12 protein-coding genes are annotated in these 16,723 nt (G+C 42.2%); 9 read left to right on the top strand and 3 right to left on the bottom strand.

All coding sequences use genetic code 11. The annotated features are described in order from the left end of the window. Positions 1–126 precede the first annotated feature (126 nt). Genes gmtY through AB4307_RS15760 form a run of 5 tightly spaced genes read left to right on the top strand, consistent with a single transcriptional unit; the run spans position 127 to position 7,511 of the window. Positions 127–1,584: a gamma-mobile-trio recombinase GmtY gene (gmtY, locus tag AB4307_RS15780; RefSeq protein WP_372132434.1), complete on the top strand. Its 1,458-nt coding sequence runs from the start codon at positions 127–129 to the stop codon at positions 1,582–1,584. Next, complete coding sequence (gene gmtZ, locus AB4307_RS15775) at positions 1,584–4,235, top strand: gamma-mobile-trio integrase GmtZ (RefSeq protein WP_372132432.1); 2,652 nt, start codon at positions 1,584–1,586, stop codon at positions 4,233–4,235. Before gmtY ends, gmtZ begins: the two co-directional genes overlap by 1 nt. Continuing rightward, positions 4,235–4,912 (top strand): gamma-mobile-trio protein GmtX, encoded by a 678-nt coding sequence (gene gmtX, locus AB4307_RS15770; protein ID WP_372132429.1) that lies wholly within the window; start codon positions 4,235–4,237, stop codon positions 4,910–4,912. The genes gmtZ and gmtX overlap by 1 nt, the downstream gene beginning before the upstream one ends. Beyond that, on the top strand, positions 4,912–5,349 hold the full coding sequence (locus AB4307_RS15765; protein WP_371983691.1) for a VPA1267 family protein: 438 nt from the start codon (positions 4,912–4,914) through the stop codon (positions 5,347–5,349). Before gmtX ends, AB4307_RS15765 begins: the two co-directional genes overlap by 1 nt. Beyond that, positions 5,346–7,511, top strand: a complete 2,166-nt coding sequence (locus tag AB4307_RS15760) for an AAA family ATPase (RefSeq protein ID WP_372132427.1) — start codon at positions 5,346–5,348, stop codon at positions 7,509–7,511. The genes AB4307_RS15765 and AB4307_RS15760 overlap by 4 nt, the downstream gene beginning before the upstream one ends. A gap of 262 nt (positions 7,512–7,773) precedes the next feature. Here the strand turns inward: AB4307_RS15760 and AB4307_RS15755 are convergent, their stop codons facing one another. Together AB4307_RS15755 and AB4307_RS15750 are read right to left on the bottom strand one after the other, a co-directional pair. Then, positions 7,774–8,763, bottom strand: a complete 990-nt coding sequence (locus AB4307_RS15755; protein WP_032545875.1) for a calcium/sodium antiporter — start codon at positions 8,761–8,763, stop codon at positions 7,774–7,776. A gap of 514 nt (positions 8,764–9,277) precedes the next feature. Then, on the bottom strand, positions 9,278–10,516 hold the full coding sequence (locus AB4307_RS15750) for a ParB N-terminal domain-containing protein (RefSeq protein ID WP_102336609.1): 1,239 nt from the start codon (positions 10,514–10,516) through the stop codon (positions 9,278–9,280). 228 nt (positions 10,517–10,744) lie between these two features. Here AB4307_RS15750 and AB4307_RS15745 point away from each other — a divergent pair, with 228 nt between their 5' ends. Continuing rightward, entirely contained in the window at positions 10,745–11,863 is a 1,119-nt protein-coding gene (locus AB4307_RS15745; protein WP_372132437.1) for a hypothetical protein, read from the top strand. A 1-nt stretch (position 11,864) separates the two neighbouring features. Here the strand turns inward: AB4307_RS15745 and AB4307_RS15740 are convergent, their stop codons facing one another. Beyond that, positions 11,865–12,614: a metallophosphoesterase gene (locus tag AB4307_RS15740; protein WP_102336607.1), complete on the bottom strand. Its 750-nt coding sequence runs from the start codon at positions 12,612–12,614 to the stop codon at positions 11,865–11,867. A gap of 159 nt (positions 12,615–12,773) precedes the next feature. Here AB4307_RS15740 and AB4307_RS15735 point away from each other — a divergent pair, with 159 nt between their 5' ends. The 3 genes from AB4307_RS15735 (at position 12,774) to AB4307_RS15725 (ending at position 15,951) form a co-directional block, all read left to right on the top strand. Then, positions 12,774–13,139 carry an antitoxin Xre/MbcA/ParS toxin-binding domain-containing protein gene (locus tag AB4307_RS15735; RefSeq protein ID WP_372096863.1) on the top strand — a complete coding sequence of 122 codons (366 nt, stop codon included), beginning with the start codon at positions 12,774–12,776 and terminating at the stop codon, positions 13,137–13,139. A 19-nt stretch (positions 13,140–13,158) separates the two neighbouring features. Continuing rightward, on the top strand, positions 13,159–13,671 hold the full coding sequence (locus AB4307_RS15730; protein WP_372096861.1) for a hypothetical protein: 513 nt from the start codon (positions 13,159–13,161) through the stop codon (positions 13,669–13,671). Between the two features lie 402 nt (positions 13,672–14,073). Next, entirely contained in the window at positions 14,074–15,951 is a 1,878-nt protein-coding gene (locus AB4307_RS15725) for an ATP-dependent nuclease (RefSeq protein ID WP_372132423.1), read from the top strand. Positions 15,952–16,723: the final 772 nt, after the last annotated feature.

The raw sequence follows: 16,723 nt of genomic DNA, 5'->3' as shown, positions 1-16,723 counted from the left end.
TTATATATAGTAACTTAAAGGGTGTATAATGTGCGTTAAGGCAGAGAAATCTGCCTTTTTATTGCACAGTCAACATTATAGGTATAGAGTGAATAGTGTGTACTATGTATATAAAGGAAGCATGGTTTGTCATCAGTAAAAGTTAGAGCAACGATTGTAGAGGACAATACGGGCATCAAAAGCCAACTGCCAATCTTGCTAACTGAGCAAGGAGAGTTAAGCACGGTCACGGACTACCTACTCAAGTTAGAGGCGGACGGTGTGAGTAACTCCGTCATGAATGGATTTCTTCAAGCGGTGTCCTTGTTGCTGGATTATATGGAAGCCAATAGAGGGTTGTTTGACGATCCGAAGTTACTCTTCCAGACCTTTTCTAAGCGGTTGTATTCAGGAACGATTGGTGAGGATGGACTTGACCCTTCTGGTTTATATTGGGTTCCAAGCTCAACTCATAACGTGAATAAGCACATTCACCGACTGACGGCATTCACTGATTGGTTGGCAGACAAGCAAGGCGCTGCGCCGATAAACCCCTTGCGTGATGCCACCCCACATGAGCAGCGATTGAATTACGCTGCATGGTATCGCAAAAACCAAAATGATTTCCTTGGTCATATCGAAGATAAGACCGTCAATAAAACCATCCGCAAGGCGCGAACCATTAAGGGACGCACACCACTCACCAAAACCGAAGATGACGCCATCGCCTTTCCTGAAAAGCATTGGGAAGATTTTTATATGAGCGGCATCGGTGGTGCAACCGACCCGCGAGTGGCACTCAGGGACAAATTAATACTTCTGCTTATGCACGGCGGCGGGTTACGCGAAAGCGAGGCTTTAACGCTTTGGGTCACAGATGTGTTTGAAGACCCCAATAACCCAGATAGTGCAATCGTTCGAATTTACAATGAAGTCGATGGCAAAGCGCCAAGTGACCCTGAAGTTCGTTCTAAAAATCAGAATAGAGAAACGTATTTAAAAGAAAAGTATGCGCGTATCCCTCGCCAACGCATGAAAGGCACTGCACATCTCGGTTGGAAATGTCGTGTGGTTGACCATAAAGACAACTACATACAGGTTCAATGGTTTCCCGCCGACTATGGCAAAGTGTTTATGTCACTTTGGAAAAACTATCAAAAGTACCGCGCCAGCATCGACTGTCACCACCCTTATGCGTTTATTTCTTTTCATCACAGTGCCTTCGGCAACCCTTATACTATCAATGCTTTCCATGATAACTACGCCAACGGCTTGAAGCGCATCGGTTTGGAGCCAAGCAAGGCAGAAGGTAAAGACCCTCACGGGCATCGTCATAATTACGGTAGACGATTAGAACGTTCTGGATTGAACCCGTTGGTGATTCGCCGTTGTATGCACCATAAGTCCCTAGATTCACAAATTCCCTACACAGGCAAAGGTCAGCAAGAAATCTCAGATGAACTGACCCAAGCGACACTGCAACTGGCAAACCCCGAATCCAAAGTCAAAGCGCTCGATTGGAAAGCACTGGTTGAGCATGGCTTTAATGACATCGACCCACAGGGCTACTTCACAGGCAAACATCCAAAATTGAGAGGCAAATAATGGCGAAAAAAAGCAAAAAACGTGACGGGCGCGCATCGGATTTAACCTTCTCATGGATGCTCACCACACTTGGTACTGAGTGGCAACAATGGCAAGAGTTGGCTGCTGAGTGGATGTCGACACAAACCACAGGTATTGGCCAAAGACAAAAAACTATTGCTCGCTTCTTCGAATCCTATCTTGCCGAATGTGCGCCTTATGCCATTAGCAATATCGATTTGTTTTTTAAAGGCTACCAAGGACACAAATGCTCTAGTGAAGAGTTGGAAAAACTGGTTAGAAAAACGCAAAATAACCCCGTAAACATCCAGAAAGGCGTGAACTTTCCTTGCGACTTCATCGACTTTGTTATTGAGAAGGTTTTCTCGGAAGAAGATGACAATGGCTACCTTGTTCCACTGGTTCAAAACCCGCTCAGTAAAATCAAAATGCAAGTTAGTGCGACTGAAACCGTCCGCAATCCTCTGCCGTATCGCTATATTCAAGACTTGCGCCAAATCCTTTGTCCGTTGCCAGATAAAACCGAGCTTGCTGTCATTAAGCAAAATCTTAAAGAGAGTGAAACTCTGCTTCCTGCCTATCACTACCGTCATTTCAAACACTGGACATGGGCGCAGCAGCAGACAGGGCAAGGAAGACTGGGTGGTGACTGGTTTGAAGTAGAGCCTGAGCTGATTGATAAGTCCGACCCAGACTGCGTGTGGCGTACTAAAAGAGTGACTAGAAAAAATGAAAAAGTCACCGTTCACCAAATCTGGTCGCCTGTCAAATCGATGGTAATATTCATGAAGCTACACCTACCTCTGCGTACCTATCAGGTGCGGATGCTAGACAGTGGTGAAGCGGATACATGGCGCTATGAAAACGGTCAGTGGGTAGTGAACAGCCAAAATGATTTTGCACTTGGTAGTGAAAAACGACCCTTCGGGAAAGGCATCTTCCGCCGCATTCACGACACCATGACTGGGTTGTATTCCACAGGCTTATATATCAACACCAACAAAACCGCTGACCAAAACAAAGACGAACTGGAGCGTGGCTACATCATCCCTTGGCAGAACGAAGAAGTGCTGTACTGGCTGGAAAAACTGCGCAACTGGCAAGAAAAATACAATCCGATAACAAAGCCCACCGATTGCACCACCCTGCTGAAAAAGCACACTAATGATAAGAAATCGGACAAGCAGCTAGAAAGCATGGGGGAAATAGCCTTTTTGTTTCGTGATGCCTCGGCTAAACGTGAGGATAAGCAAAAACCTATTTCGTCCTCAGCAACAGATACTTTCTGGTATCAACTCTTATTGACACTAGAAAACCAACTCGCAGAGCAAGGGAATACCTTGGAGAATGGTGAGCGCTTGGAACTGGTTGTGGATTACCCTGAAGGTACTCCACAACGTGTTGCCACACTCTTTCCATTGCACAGTTTGCGAGTCTCACTCATCACGGCTTACACAATGGATACACAATTGCCACTGCCTGTAATTTCTAAGCTATTAGCTGGGCATACACGCTTGTTGATGACCATCTACTACAACAAAATCACCCCGTCCGTGATGGCAGAGAAAATGGATGAAGCGCATGGTGAGTTGGATGCTAAATCTAAGCAATCAGTGCGCAACTTCCTCAAAGATGCCTCGATGGAGCAAATCCAATGCAAGATGGTGTATAACAGCGATGATAGCATTCAGGCGGCATTGGTTAACCGTAATCCGATAGGCTGGGAAGAACGCTCGTGTGGGATGTGTCTGGTCGGTGGTAACACCGTCAAATCGGATGAAGTCAGTACCCTTGGTGGTTGCTGGAACGGTGGAGAATTATTTGCTAAAAGGGGTACAGCGTATGCGCTTTACAATGCTGTTCCTCACGGCCCAGAAAACTGTATCCGCTGCCGCTGGTTTATTACCGAAGCGCGTTACCTACCCGCACTCAATGCCCACTTCAATCAACTGAGCTACAAAGCACACCAAGCTGCCAATCTCTCTGTGGAAATTGAGGGTGAACTGGAAGCCCTTAAAGATGAGCAGTTCTTTTGTGAAGAACAAGGAAAGCCGTTTATCAAGCACGATGAATTGCAAGCCTTGCAGCGCCGCTATGAAAAACAACAAGTCGAGGCAAGCGAATATGCTGAAGACTGGATAGCATGCTTTGAGCTTATTCAGAGAATCATGCGTGTTGAAGAGACCAGAAATGAAGATGACAGCAAAGATAAACTGATTGCGGTTGGCTCTGAGCAAGATGTCAGCCATGCCTTGAAGTTTATCGAAACCGACTCAGAGTTACTGCATCTATCTCTGATTTGTGATGACGCAGAGTTCTACCCTGATTTGCAGGACGAGCTGCGTAAAACCCCTGCCATTGAAAAGCGCTCTCGCCACCTCAGTCGTGTGCTGATGAAAAAAGGCTTTGAGCCAATTTTCATGGAAATGGACGAAAAACAGCAGCTCATCGCCGCCAATGCCATGCTGCGCCAAATGGCAAAAATCGCCGACCCTGACGACAAACTTGAAGGCTACCGCAAAGTGGCGAGCTACATCGAAGCGGGTGAATACCTGACCGATAATAAATTGTTCTCTCAGGGTGTTAGTGCACTGACTGATAAAGCCATTAACCTAGATGGCATCTCACTGCCGAACTTATTGGAGGACTAATGGAACTTGATATTGATGTCATTCTGGCTGACTTAAAAGAAGGCAAAGTGCCTCGCACGCAGCAAAACCTCGATAAGCTCAATGACACGCTGAAAGCCTATGCGGAATCAGGTCAGCGCGACTTCTCCATCACGCAAATTGGGCGAGTTTCTGCCGAAAATGGCGGATTGGCGTATGAGGCTTTGCGTGCTACCCGTAACAAGCACTACCGAACACTCATCGAAGCATGGGCGGCAAAGTACAATACCAATACCAAAAAACCGCTATCCAACACCTCACGGTCTAAATCCATCCCTGCGGATAATAAGCTGTTAGAGCGCATTCCAGACCCAGCGGTACGCGCCTTGTTTGGTCAAATCATTGCCGAGCGTAACCGTTACCGCAAAGAGGTTAATTTGCTCAAGCAACACGCCAATATTACCATCGACAAACGCCCTGTGCGCCAGTTTGACAACACCGCAGAGCCAAGCGTGGAAGTGCTGCCATCCCTATCAGGCGTACTCACCGAATCAGAGAAAAAAGCCTTAGCGTATGCCATTTCTGATGAATGCATGGAGGCAAACAACTGGCAATACACCCAAGCGGGTCAGGTAAAAGACTTGGAATACAACAGCGAAGTCTTCCCAAGAGGCTTTGTCACAGGGCTTCGCAAGCTATTGGGTGAGGTAGATGACTGATGGCAAGTGGGCAGCAGAAAGCGCAACAAAACCTTGAGGCATTTGAGGTCTGGAAAGCCACACAGACGGACGATGACTTTAAACAAATCGTGTTCAGAGGTCAGCTTAACCGCATAGAGATCGCTAAAGGTGTGGGTTGCGGTAAGTCGGCTTTAAACCAAAATCCCGCCCTCAAGAAAGCACTCAAAGCCTTAGAGGATGAGCTACGTGGTAAAGGTGTCCTGCCACCGTTGACCGACGCTGCCAAGAAGAATGCGGATAAGCCCCAAGCCTACGACAACACAGCCAATCGCAAGCTGCTCGATTCAAAGCGGGTGTCGTCATTAGAAGCTGAGAATATTGAATTGAAAGCCAAGGTCAAGGAGCTTGAAAAACGACTTGAGCGCTTTGGTGAGCTATCTGAAACCTTATCCGAAATGGGGTTGTTGCCACGATGAATACCGCCTTGCACGAAGACCAGATGCGCGTGACCAGTATCCCTTATCGCTCGACCAAGATGGTGATATTCAGCGGTGTACCGCTGGCGAAAGACTCTTACAAAACCAACAGTGGGAAGTATTACGTCACCATCAAAGCCGACCCCGATAGCATCCCTGTGCTTCCCACACTGGGTCAGCATTGGTCAGTTAAAGGCGCTCGCCAGATAGAAAATATGGAGGTGGGTGATTATGTAATGCAGAAGCACACTTATGAATCGCCAGAGCATATTGAATGCGCCTTACCCGAAACAGGTGAGCAACTGATACGCTTTATCGCCAGAGAAAGTGACTTCAAGGGTATTGGCGAAAGCAAAGCTAGGGCGCTCTGGCAGCTCTTGGGTAAAGATTTCCATTCCACATTAACAAATGACACGCCTGAATCCAGAAAGCGCCTGACATCAATTCTGAGTAACGATTCAGTAGAAGCACTCTTTAAGGGCTATGCCAAATACAAAAATCTGGCGAATTGCAACTGGATGAGTGAGCACAACATCCCCGCCAGTGTGCAGCAACGGCTGCTCAAGCATCACGGTGAAGCCTCCATAGAGGTAATTAAGGATAATCCTTATGTTTTGATGGGCTTTGGTCTTTCGTTCAGTGCCATTGAAGATATTATCAAGGTAACGGATATTAAGAGCGATGTTGCGAAGGATGACCTAAGAAGGCTCAGCGCTGCTCTGGAAATGGCGATTCGCAAGGAGATTGAAAAAGGTCACACCTATACCACTCATGCCAATGTGCGCCCTTACCTCAACAAACTATTGAAAGACAAAGCACTGGTCACTCAGGCATTCCAATCAGGTCATGATAAAGCTCAGTACATTTTAAACCCCGACACAGGAACCTACCACCCAACGGCGCAACTTCTGATGGAAAGTGTCGTTGCCAAGCGCTTAAAAAACCTGATTAAGCGAAATGACTTGTTTGATGAAAACGCCAATGCTGCGTATTGCTCTGCGGTTGCGGAGCTTCCCTACGAATTAACTCCTAAACAAATCGAAGCCGTCACAACGTGTCTGGATAATTCGGTAAGCTGTATTACAGGCGGTGCAGGAACAGGCAAGACAACAGTACTCAGAACGGCTCTCAGGGCTTACCATCAACTTGGATTTGAAATACACGCCGTTGCGCTCAGTGGTCGTGCTCCAATGAGACTTCATGAGTCCATTGGTTTTGTTACCTCAACCATTGCCAAATTGCTGCGTGAAGACCCTATTGAACCCAGTGTCGATAAACCAAATCACCTACTGGTGATTGATGAGGCAAGCATGATTGACTTGCCAACCATGTATCGTCTTGTGAATCACATTCATCCCTCTGTGCGATTGATATTCACTGGCGACCCCGACCAACTCCCACCCATCGGTTGTGGCAAGGTGTTGGCAGACATCGTTGAAGCAAAAACGGTGGCTAATACGATGTTAGATATCGTCAAGAGACAGGAAGGTTCAACGGGTATCCCTGAATACTCAAAGCTCATCAATCAAGGTGTGATGCCTGAACAATTAACCACAGGTGCAATACACTTTCACGAAACCAGTAAAACAGACATTGCCAAAGTCTGTTGCGATCTTTACCAAGAATCCCCTGATAACAGTCGTGTCATGGCTCCAACCAAGGCACTCGTATCAGAAATCAATAAGCTCACCCAGCAAGCCGTTAACCCAGATAGCGCCAGCCTTGAGTTCGAAATCAATGGTGACAAGTTCTTTTTGCCACTTCGCCTCAATGATGCGGTGTTATTCACGCAGAATCATTACGACAAAGGCATTCAGAACGGCTCACTTGGTATGCTAACCAACGCCAAACCTTCTGGTGATAGTTACGGTGAAGTGACGCTAGATACAGATGAAAAGGTCGAGATAACACAATCCGTTCTCGACTGCATGGAGTTGGGTTACGCAATCACCCTACATAAAGCACAAGGATCACAGTTTCCACGCATCATCATCGCTCTGCAAAACGGAAGAATAGTAGATAGAGCATGGCTCTATACGGCAATCACGAGAGCTGGAAGTGAAATCCATATCGTTGGTAGTAGTGATGAAATGAAGCAGATCACCGAGGCACCTAGTCACTCTCATAAGCGGAATAGCTACCTAAAAGAACTGTTGAGTTAGCAATTTTTGAGTTAGCAATTTCAAACTCGTTTATGCCCCATTCTCACTTAGAGTAATTGCTCTTCGTTAAGCGAGTCTGCTGAGATTATCCAAAATTTTCTAATGTTAGAAACGGATAAACACTCTGGGTATTGAACCTAAACATGTTGGCAGAAATAGTAAGATTATCTCCCAACAGCATTAACTGTTGGGGAGGATATAAAGGTGAATGTTGTCTTTCGGATGTTAGTTAACAGAATTCGAAACTATGTTCTTCGAGGTCCTAAAATGCCGAATTAGCTACTTTTGTTAGGTAAGCTATAAATATCATTAATGGCAAAGTACCTCCCCAACGATGAAGAGTGTAAGTGGCTTGTTTGTTACTCGATGATTGTGATTTAAGCAAGGGAACAGCAAGCATTACACCTAATACCCCTGTTAAAATAATCATGTAAGGAATATCTCGGCTTACGACTTGCTCTGGAATGATCAACTCTTGACCTACTATCGAAGGTATAGCGATTACTCCCAATAAATTGAAAATATTCGAGCCTATTACAGTGGCAAATACAATGTCGTACATTCCTCTGCGCACTCCAGCAATCGCAGCCGCCAGTTCGGGTAAGCTTGTCCCAAATGCAATTATAGTCAATCCAATGGTAAGCTCGCTCAAACCAGCTAGTTGAGCCAAGTTAACCGCTCCCCAGACCATTAACCGCGATGAGGTTAACAGCAGTAACAACATCACTAAACTTTCCCACCCGGCTCGTTTTTTAGTTAATGGCAAGAACTCGAGATCATCTTCAGAAACCTCACCTTGTCTTACGGACTTAGCTAAATAGAAACAGTATACGGCTAGAAAAATCACCAATAATAGACCGTCTGTAATATTTAGCTTTCCTGTGGACATCAGTGCGCTACAGATCAGCATTGATCCTGCCAATATCGGAAACTCTTTTTTGATAAAGCGCTTGTTAGCTTGGATGGGAGCCATTAACACAGCAATGGAAAGCACAAGACCAATATTAATAATATTAGAACCAATACCATTGCCTACAGCCAACTCTCCTGCATTATTTAAAGCAGCAACGGCGGATACGAGTAATTCGGGGGCCGATGTTCCAAACGCAACAACAGTCATACCTATAAAAATCAATGATATGTTGCAATGCTTGGCATAGGTTGCAGATGCAGAAATAAGCCGATCTGCACTGAATGCCACTAAAACTAAGCCGATTGATAACGCTAACGATGGGAGTAAAAAAACAGTCATAGAATAAGTATTCAGAGGGCTTATAACAAACACGAACAACCCCACACTTAGCCCTCGCATAAAGTGTGTAAGTTGTTCGAGTCTCGCTGGGTAGGTACTAAAAACTACTGGTTGCACCATGACGTCTGGTCAAATATGTTGACACAACCTTTTGCAATGCTAGCAAAGCAAAATAGCTACTCCCTCAAACTGGTGAAGACTATAAACGCATAGAGCTAGAAAAGCAATTTGCAGTACGTAGACTAATCCGTAATTTGCTAATTTAGCAAAACCGTTGACACACTTTTGTCCAGAAGCGATTTTGGTGGCATAAGGGACAGTCCTGTACAACTAGGTCATGCTTAACCACCATAAGTGTCACACTGCGTATGAATCAGTAAACACAAGACTAAATTTCTGCTTTGCTAAGCTAACGCTTGTTAGCCTAACGTTCGTTAGCTTAGCAGCGTATGTATCAATTAGATTACGCGCTAATGAAACCAATACCAAGCTAGAGTTTCGGTATACCCCCCTCTCATTTCCGAATTTCCTTGCCTATCATCTGTACGTTTGCTTGTTTCAAGATCCTCTTTGGTGTTGACCCTTTGTTCATACAAGGGATAGTGAAAGCTTCGTTAATGTTTCCTGCAGATTGCATTGGAATTCTATTGCCTTCCTCATCTTTACGATAACGAGCAACTCGACGAACACTTACTTTATTGCCTACTACTGGAATGCCTAAATACATGTTCCATCCTTTGAATATCGCCGATAATTTGCAGAGCAATGAATAAGAAGTTGACTCATGAACTAATGACTGTAGATAGTTGCGCACTTGATACTCGATATCATCTTCCGACTCCAATCCCAGTGAGGAAATGATTCGGGTTAGATAGGTTTCAGGTGACAAAGGCAGTTCTGAATCAAGTGGTTTATCTTTAAGTTGTCGTTTAATCAATGAGTGTGCAAAAGCATAGATTGCTTCAGATACTTGGCTTTCAAGTTTATGGCGTTTTACGATTTTTGCGACAAAGTCGACCGATAAGGCAAGTTCCTCATTTTCCTCAACATAAGCTAAAATTTCGGCTGGTTGAAACGAGGTTCCCTGAGTACCTCGAAATGCATAAGGATTTGACGTTGTATCAAATGCTTTCGACAACATCGCTACACGAGAAAGTACAGAAGCGCTCACTTTCACTCCTGCCATTTCTAGTACTTGAGATCTAGTACGTGTGTTACCTACATCAATATGCGCAAAAGATAAGACATCGGTAACACCGTAGGTTACCGGAGCAATGAATCTAGAATTGGACTCTAATGCCGCTTGTAGTCGATGGTGTCCATTTAGTATTTCCCCGTCAGCAGAGATAATTATCGGCTCTCCAGTTAAGCACCATTGGCTCTTGCTCATGGCCTCAGCATACTTTTTAACCTTTGCACGACTGAGTCTTCGGTTCTTATTGTTTGAGTTTATTGCTCCTCGCCTAGAAAACTCCAACATATCCCTTGCCAGTTGCGGCGTCACAAGAAGCACTGTGTGTTTCAAAGTGGTTGTTACCGTTTTTACACCTGAATAGTATTGAGCTTTAGACTTAAAAATATCCAAAATTTCATGTGGAGAACTACCAGAAGCCGTTTCCATTAGCTTCTTAGAACTTGCTAGATAGGTGTTGTTTTCTTGCTCTTCGTAGCGCTCGACTAAGTGTTCAACAATAGAGCTTTCTAGTGCTTCATCTGCGATTTCATTTAGGTTCTGTGATTTTGTGTCTGTCATGACCTAGCTCTCTATAATCTTATCTGTGGCAATATAATGACTTAAATCTAAGTTCGTGTTTTGCAGTCGACAGTATTGATCCGACATGAGCGTCGGATCAATAAATAAATTTAAATTAGACTCCAGTTAATTGCTAAATGGATGAAAAAATTGACACTTTCTCATAGAAAAATTGATGGGTTTTTGGTCTCGTCAAGTTTAAGAACATACAAAACACTTATAACAACAATGCCTATGGTTGAGATCGCATCCTACTTCTCAACAGAAAATTGGTTGCCAGAGTTAAAGTGGGCGGCAGAAGCTGCCGTTAACTCGAAAAATGCTGATAAAGTGCAATCTATTCAAGAAGAGTTAGCAAGAGGAGTCCTAGAAGGCGCAGTAATAGCACCGTTAACGCTCACTTTTGCTGTTCTTGGTACGCCTGACCTTAGTAATACTTCCAATGAACCACCGAGTTTAGTTTTAGAAAGTTCTAAAACGTATATCGTAGGCAACGTTTTGGGCTTGGTTGCCGTGTGTAAAATTCTTGGGTTAAAGACGTTTTTGTTCAGCTCAAGATTGAGCGTTAAAGAGGCTAATAGGAAAAGTGAACTTCGACAGCGCTTGGCAATGGAGGACGTTGAGATTAGAGTTGTATTTGATGATGAGGTAGGCTTAGCCAGCCCTGACATCATCGAGCTATTCAAAAAAAGTAGTACCTTTGATGCTACTTTAAGTCTCCCTCACCTGAGTGATGGGAAGCAAATACTGTTAGATCAACAGATTCCACTGAAACCCTATATCGATCAATTGATTGAAGATACTAATATTAAAAGTTTTGGAGGCGTGAGCTTTGACTCCAAGCATGTGAAAGTCTCAGGGCACTTCATCACCACACAGTACATTTTATTTAAGCTTATAGTCGGTGCGGTAGCAGGTATAGGGACTCAGGAATACAGTAAAATGACCAAAGACGTAGCGTTGGCTGATGGCTCTAAGATTTCGTCAACACTATCTGATAACTATCTAAGTAAAATATCGGCCTTTTTGAAAGCGTGGCTTGAACCGCTAAAACTTGAATTTGCCAACAATCGTTCGGGCTACCATTTATCGCCTCAAGTGTGGCAAGCACTAGGTCTAACCATCCACCAACTGCTAAACGACAGAGCGTCTACCACTAAATTGCAGAGAGCTGGTAAAATCCTAGGTGAGCTTGATTACAGTAAGTCAGCTTCTCATTGGGGACGTTGCGATGTGATGGAACTAGATTCAAAAGGACGAGCTTATAAGAACGCTACCACCTCAACTCGTCAGTTCCGAAGCGGCCTTTCAACTTACTTTCTTCGAGTTATCGAAGGAAGATTATAGCTTACGAAATATCTATGATCTTGTGCGCAGTGAAGTTGGTGACTTTCTCATAATCATGATAACCACGTTGATTTGAAAGGAAATCTATCCCACTGATTTCTAACTGTTGACAGCTATGATTATGACCAAAAATCCACGTTGAAATATTTAAGTGAAAGAGCTGAGAGCAATCTGATGCAAAGGCTGGGTTTAGTTTGTTATGCTCAAATCGTTTTTGGATTACTTTTGGTGTAGGAAGATGATGTGTGATAACAACATTCTTGCGAGAGCGAGAAGACACAATTGCACTCTCAAGCCACTGAATTGACTGTTTATGCAGTGCTGCTGCCAATTCTGGCGTAAACACTTGTGCTCTATTGAAGTTAATCACTCGATAATCAGAAATGGCCTCTCTAGCATAATAAAAAGCTAACTCTGGATTACCATATAGCTCATAGTCAGTCCATAACGTGCACCCATGAAAAGCGACACCGTCAATTATCATGGAGTCATTGTCTAGGACATGAACATTCTCGTATCTCATCGAATAACCTTTCAGCTTTTCGGGCAGTTCAACGATACTATCTCCAGAATAGAACTCGTGATTTCCAAGCACGTAAATGACATCTTGTGGAAAGTGTGAAGCCCAATCTATAGCCTTCATACCATCACTGTGAATGTCTCCAGCTAGAACAACGACATCAGCATCCGTTATCGGCACATCCATTGGGGCTATCTCAAGGTGAAGATCAGATAAGTATTGCAGCTTCATTGTTTCCAACCTTTTTAAACTATTTCCCTAAAATTAGTATCTACACCATTGCAATGTCAAGCATCAATTTTGTGGTAATATAATGATTTTAAAGGATATTTTGACAAAGTAACGATGTGGACATATGATCAACTAAAAAGTCCACTTAGGGTTAACACGTTGTCAAATCCAGCCTCAGAAACATCCCTAAAAGGTTTAAAGACTTCTCTAGAAATACTGAAAAGGTGGGGGATCAACGAGTCTCAAGCACTTTCAATCTTAAACATTTCAAGTGCTGAACTAGAGCAATTACCCTCAAGTAAAGTTTCATCAGAACAATTAGTTAGAACAAGCTGCATCCTTAATATCCATGCAGCGCTTCGGACCTTGTTCAACAATCAAAGCAATGTGTATGGATTTATGACTATGCAGAACCACAGCTCGTTTTTTGAAGGTAGAACTCCGTTGAGCTTCATTGCATCTGGGGAATTAGCTGCCCTAGAACAAGTGGCTGAGCATCTTACTGCCTTAAGCATTGGTAATTAGTTTGTTAGGATTAAACAGTATGAAAATGGTTTTAGAAATGCGCTACCGTAGAGAGGGAAAATTCTTCTACAACAAAGAAGAGATTTGTACCCTTTACCAATCAGACGATCTAGACAGAATCTTACTGAGAAGCCCTTACCTAACAAGCATAAATAATGAATTATTCGTCTATGGCCATATCAAATCATCTGATGAATTTGAGCATTTGATACTGGCTTTAAGAGCCTCGTACGATTGTTATATTTCGTTCGAAGATGCCCTATCTAGATGGGGTGTTATATCGCAGATTCCAATGATGATGATCCTTGCAACAACTGGAGCCTCTGGTTGGTACTCTACTCCGTTTGGAAGATTTGAATTTATACATGTTGAACACTCCTCTAAGCAAGTTGAAGAACAGACTGTTGATACAGGTCGCCCTATATCTATCGCTAAGAAAGAATGGGCATATAAAGACCTGAAAGAGGTAAAGCGCAACCTGCATCTAATTGATTATGTTGCGCTATTTACTGATGATGTAAACCTCCCCTAAACTAGTGGCATACCATTTTAGAGTTCTTCTAGCTCAGGTTTAGCGAAAGTGGGGCTATCGAACAAAAAACCATCTCATATCTCTAACTCGGAAATGCCCCAAAGTGTGCTTTGGTCGCTACAAGGAAGTATTACTAAATCTAATATGACACCTCCATTACGATATGATGTATTACTTGGTTATTGAATGCGCTGCATGGATTTGAGTGATATAAGGAGTGCTACCGCATATATTGCCTTCTATCTAAACCAAAAAATGAATGTCATTGTTTTTTAAGGCATTAGCTGATAGCTTGAACTCTGTTGGGTTGATACGCACCTGCTTCCATAGGGCAATATGCAGATTTGATCCGTAGATAAAGCGTTATGGCTATCTACAGTGTGGTTGGAAAAGGAATTAAAATTGAAACTTGTAATAAAAACCATAAAAATTGAAAATTTTAAAGGCTTTGAGTCGTTAGAGTTTGAACCTAATGACAATTTTAATATTATAATAGGCGAGAATAACATTGGGAAGTCTAGTGTATTTGAAGCGATTCAGTTATGGAAGCGTTGTTATGATTTGTCAATAAAGTCTGATGATAAAGGGTTTTATAAATCTAGTCCTCAATCAAATCTGTACCTGCCTTTTTCTGATTTGTATTTTCTGAGAGTTACACATGATAGAGAGTTATTTAATACCGCTAGTCATACTTGTGTTTTAACAATGACTCTACTGGATAACGAAACAGGTTCTGAGTTTTCTTTAGGTTTTGAGATCGTTAAGCCTTCTTCGATATCAAATGCATATTATAAAGTAAGAGCTTCCAGAGGTTCTGACTTTTCTGGTTTTTCTGATTACTTGGCAAGGGAGAGAGTTAGATTATCAAAAGCCATTTTCATATATCAAACTCGTCCTGTAGCAAATATCCTTGCATATGAACCACTAATGAATGTTGGTCAAATATCTAAAAAAATTGAAAAAGGTAAGTCGCAAGAGGTCTTGAGAAATAAAATAGTAATAGGTCGTAGTGCAACTCAAATTGAAGAGTTGCAAAAAAAGATTACAGATGTCGTTGATTATGAATTTAGTTTCGATTTTGTAAATCGCACGAGAAAAGAGTTTGATGAATATGTTGACCTGAAAGTTAAAACTAATGGTAAGAGCTTAGACTTACATTTACAAGGAAGTGGTTTTCTTCAAGTAGCGGAAATATTCTCAACAATTACATATGTTGATGCGCCTCTAAGTATTCTTCTTGTAGATGAGCCTGATTCACATATTCATACAACGCTACAAAAGGCATTAATAGAAAAATTAAAGTCAATCGAAACTTCTCAGATATTTGTAATTAGTCATAACGACAACTTTGTCGGTGAGGCTCGTGAAGGAGAATTGTATTACTTAAATACCAGTGCCAAAAATGATGGTGTATTAAAATATGTAGAGATAAATAAGTTTGATATGATAAAAAAAGAGTTGGGTGGAACTATATTAGCTCTGGAAAAAATGAATCATTGTCAAAGGATCGGTTTTGTTGAGGGAGATGATGATATAAAGTACATTTCATCATTAGTGGGAATATATAATGCTTATAACGATGATAAAATAATAGAGAAACATGTTACTTTTTTTTATCAACGAGGAAAAGACAACTTAAAGAGAAAGCTTGAAAGTGTAAACCGAGTTTTTTCACAAGTAGTTGGGCGTAAACCATATGTTGTTATTTATGATAAGGATTTCTCAACAGTTTCTGAAAACAGTAATTTTTCACAAAGTATTATTGGCGTAACACCCCGCAACAGTCGTTGCTTTTCTCATAATGGTTACTGTGTAGAATCTGTTCTATTTGAAGATATAAAAATATTGTCAAAAATAATAAGCTTAAAAACAGGCATGTCTTCAGTCCAAATATTTAAATTTATTAGAGATTTTGAAGAGGAAAATTTATCGTCACTTCGTGATGTTACATCAGATCTTTATCGAGAGATGAGCCAGAGTTTTGATGGTCAAAATACAGAATCTCGACCTGAACTTAGTAATATAAGCTTCGTGGATTTTGTTCAGGATTGTATTGTTGGTGGTAAGTTAAAAACTCATTATATAATGAACAAGAATCAAATTAAAAAATTTGTTATAAAATTTAATGAGTGCTTTGATTACGATTTGTTGCAAATATCTGTTGATGAAAAAAGTGATTGCTATTCATCGGGTTTATTTGAGTTGTATATTTCACAAGTAAGGAAAAGTAGTCACATTTATCCAAGTTATGTCTCTATGTTGCATGAGTTGTACAAATAGCCATAACAAATAAGGATTAAGCGCTGCGAATCCAGCACTTAACCCGATTGTTGAGAAAGCCCGATGCCTCTATATAAGTAAATTGTGCGTTCTTTTCCTGCGGTGCTCTCGCCTCGATGATTTTCTCAAGGCGAGCGCTTTCGTGATAAGACTATATAGATTACTAAAAGTTATCTGTAACAGACTAAATTAGCAAAACCGCTGGCACACTTCTGTCCAAAAGCGAGCTGTAGGTCATAGAAATACTGTTGCCAATATGCATCTGCGCGCCCATCGTTAACTTGCTTACTTTGAATATCATCATGTCACCCATATTTTGCCCACTTTCTTAACTTCGATCCGTGGGCTTTTTTTCACTTTGCCATACCTTAAGTTATTCATGAATTTCTAATATTCGATTTGCCGAAACGCATTTTGGTCCAGAAACGTGTCACAAGCGATGGTCAAGAAAAATCATAAATGCCTAGCGAGTAGTGAGCTGCGCGAGCGTCAGGAGTGGCTTTATTATTTTACTTTACCATCATGTCCCTTAAGTACCTTTTGGCAGGGTGATGGTTTCACGCAGTGAGACCATCTCCTTGCTAAGCCTTCAGGGACAAAAAAGCGTACACACTATTATACATGGTATGTACGCTTATGAGTTCCATAAGAAGCATTGCTATTAAAGGGCTGTCACTCACTCACACGCGAATAGACATACTTTTTACTATATACTCACACTGTGACCACCTTTTTTGTATGTGTCGGTTTGAACTTAATCTCTATCGATTGC

The sequence above is a fragment of the Vibrio sp. 10N.261.52.C2 genome (assembly GCF_041471425.1).
Lineage (GTDB): Bacteria > Pseudomonadota > Gammaproteobacteria > Enterobacterales > Vibrionaceae > Vibrio > Vibrio crassostreae_C.
The sequence above is the reverse complement of the archived record's forward strand: the minus strand, read 5'-3'. Positions and strand labels throughout refer to the sequence as shown.

Coding starts and splice junctions, on each gene's coding strand:
- gmtZ (WP_372132432.1), top strand. CDS start 1,584: ATGGCGAAAAAAAGCAAAAAACGTGACGGGCGCGCATCGGATTTAACC.
- AB4307_RS15745 (WP_372132437.1), top strand. CDS start 10,745: ATGCCTATGGTTGAGATCGCATCCTACTTCTCAACAGAAAATTGGTTG.
- AB4307_RS15760 (WP_372132427.1), top strand. CDS start 5,346: ATGAATACCGCCTTGCACGAAGACCAGATGCGCGTGACCAGTATCCCT.
- AB4307_RS15765 (WP_371983691.1), top strand. CDS start 4,912: ATGGCAAGTGGGCAGCAGAAAGCGCAACAAAACCTTGAGGCATTTGAG.
- AB4307_RS15740 (WP_102336607.1), bottom strand. CDS start 12,614: ATGAAGCTGCAATACTTATCTGATCTTCACCTTGAGATAGCCCCAATG.
- AB4307_RS15730 (WP_372096861.1), top strand. CDS start 13,159: ATGAAAATGGTTTTAGAAATGCGCTACCGTAGAGAGGGAAAATTCTTC.
- AB4307_RS15750 (WP_102336609.1), bottom strand. CDS start 10,516: ATGACAGACACAAAATCACAGAACCTAAATGAAATCGCAGATGAAGCA.
- AB4307_RS15755 (WP_032545875.1), bottom strand. CDS start 8,763: ATGACTGTTTTTTTACTCCCATCGTTAGCGTTATCAATCGGCTTAGTT.
- gmtX (WP_372132429.1), top strand. CDS start 4,235: ATGGAACTTGATATTGATGTCATTCTGGCTGACTTAAAAGAAGGCAAA.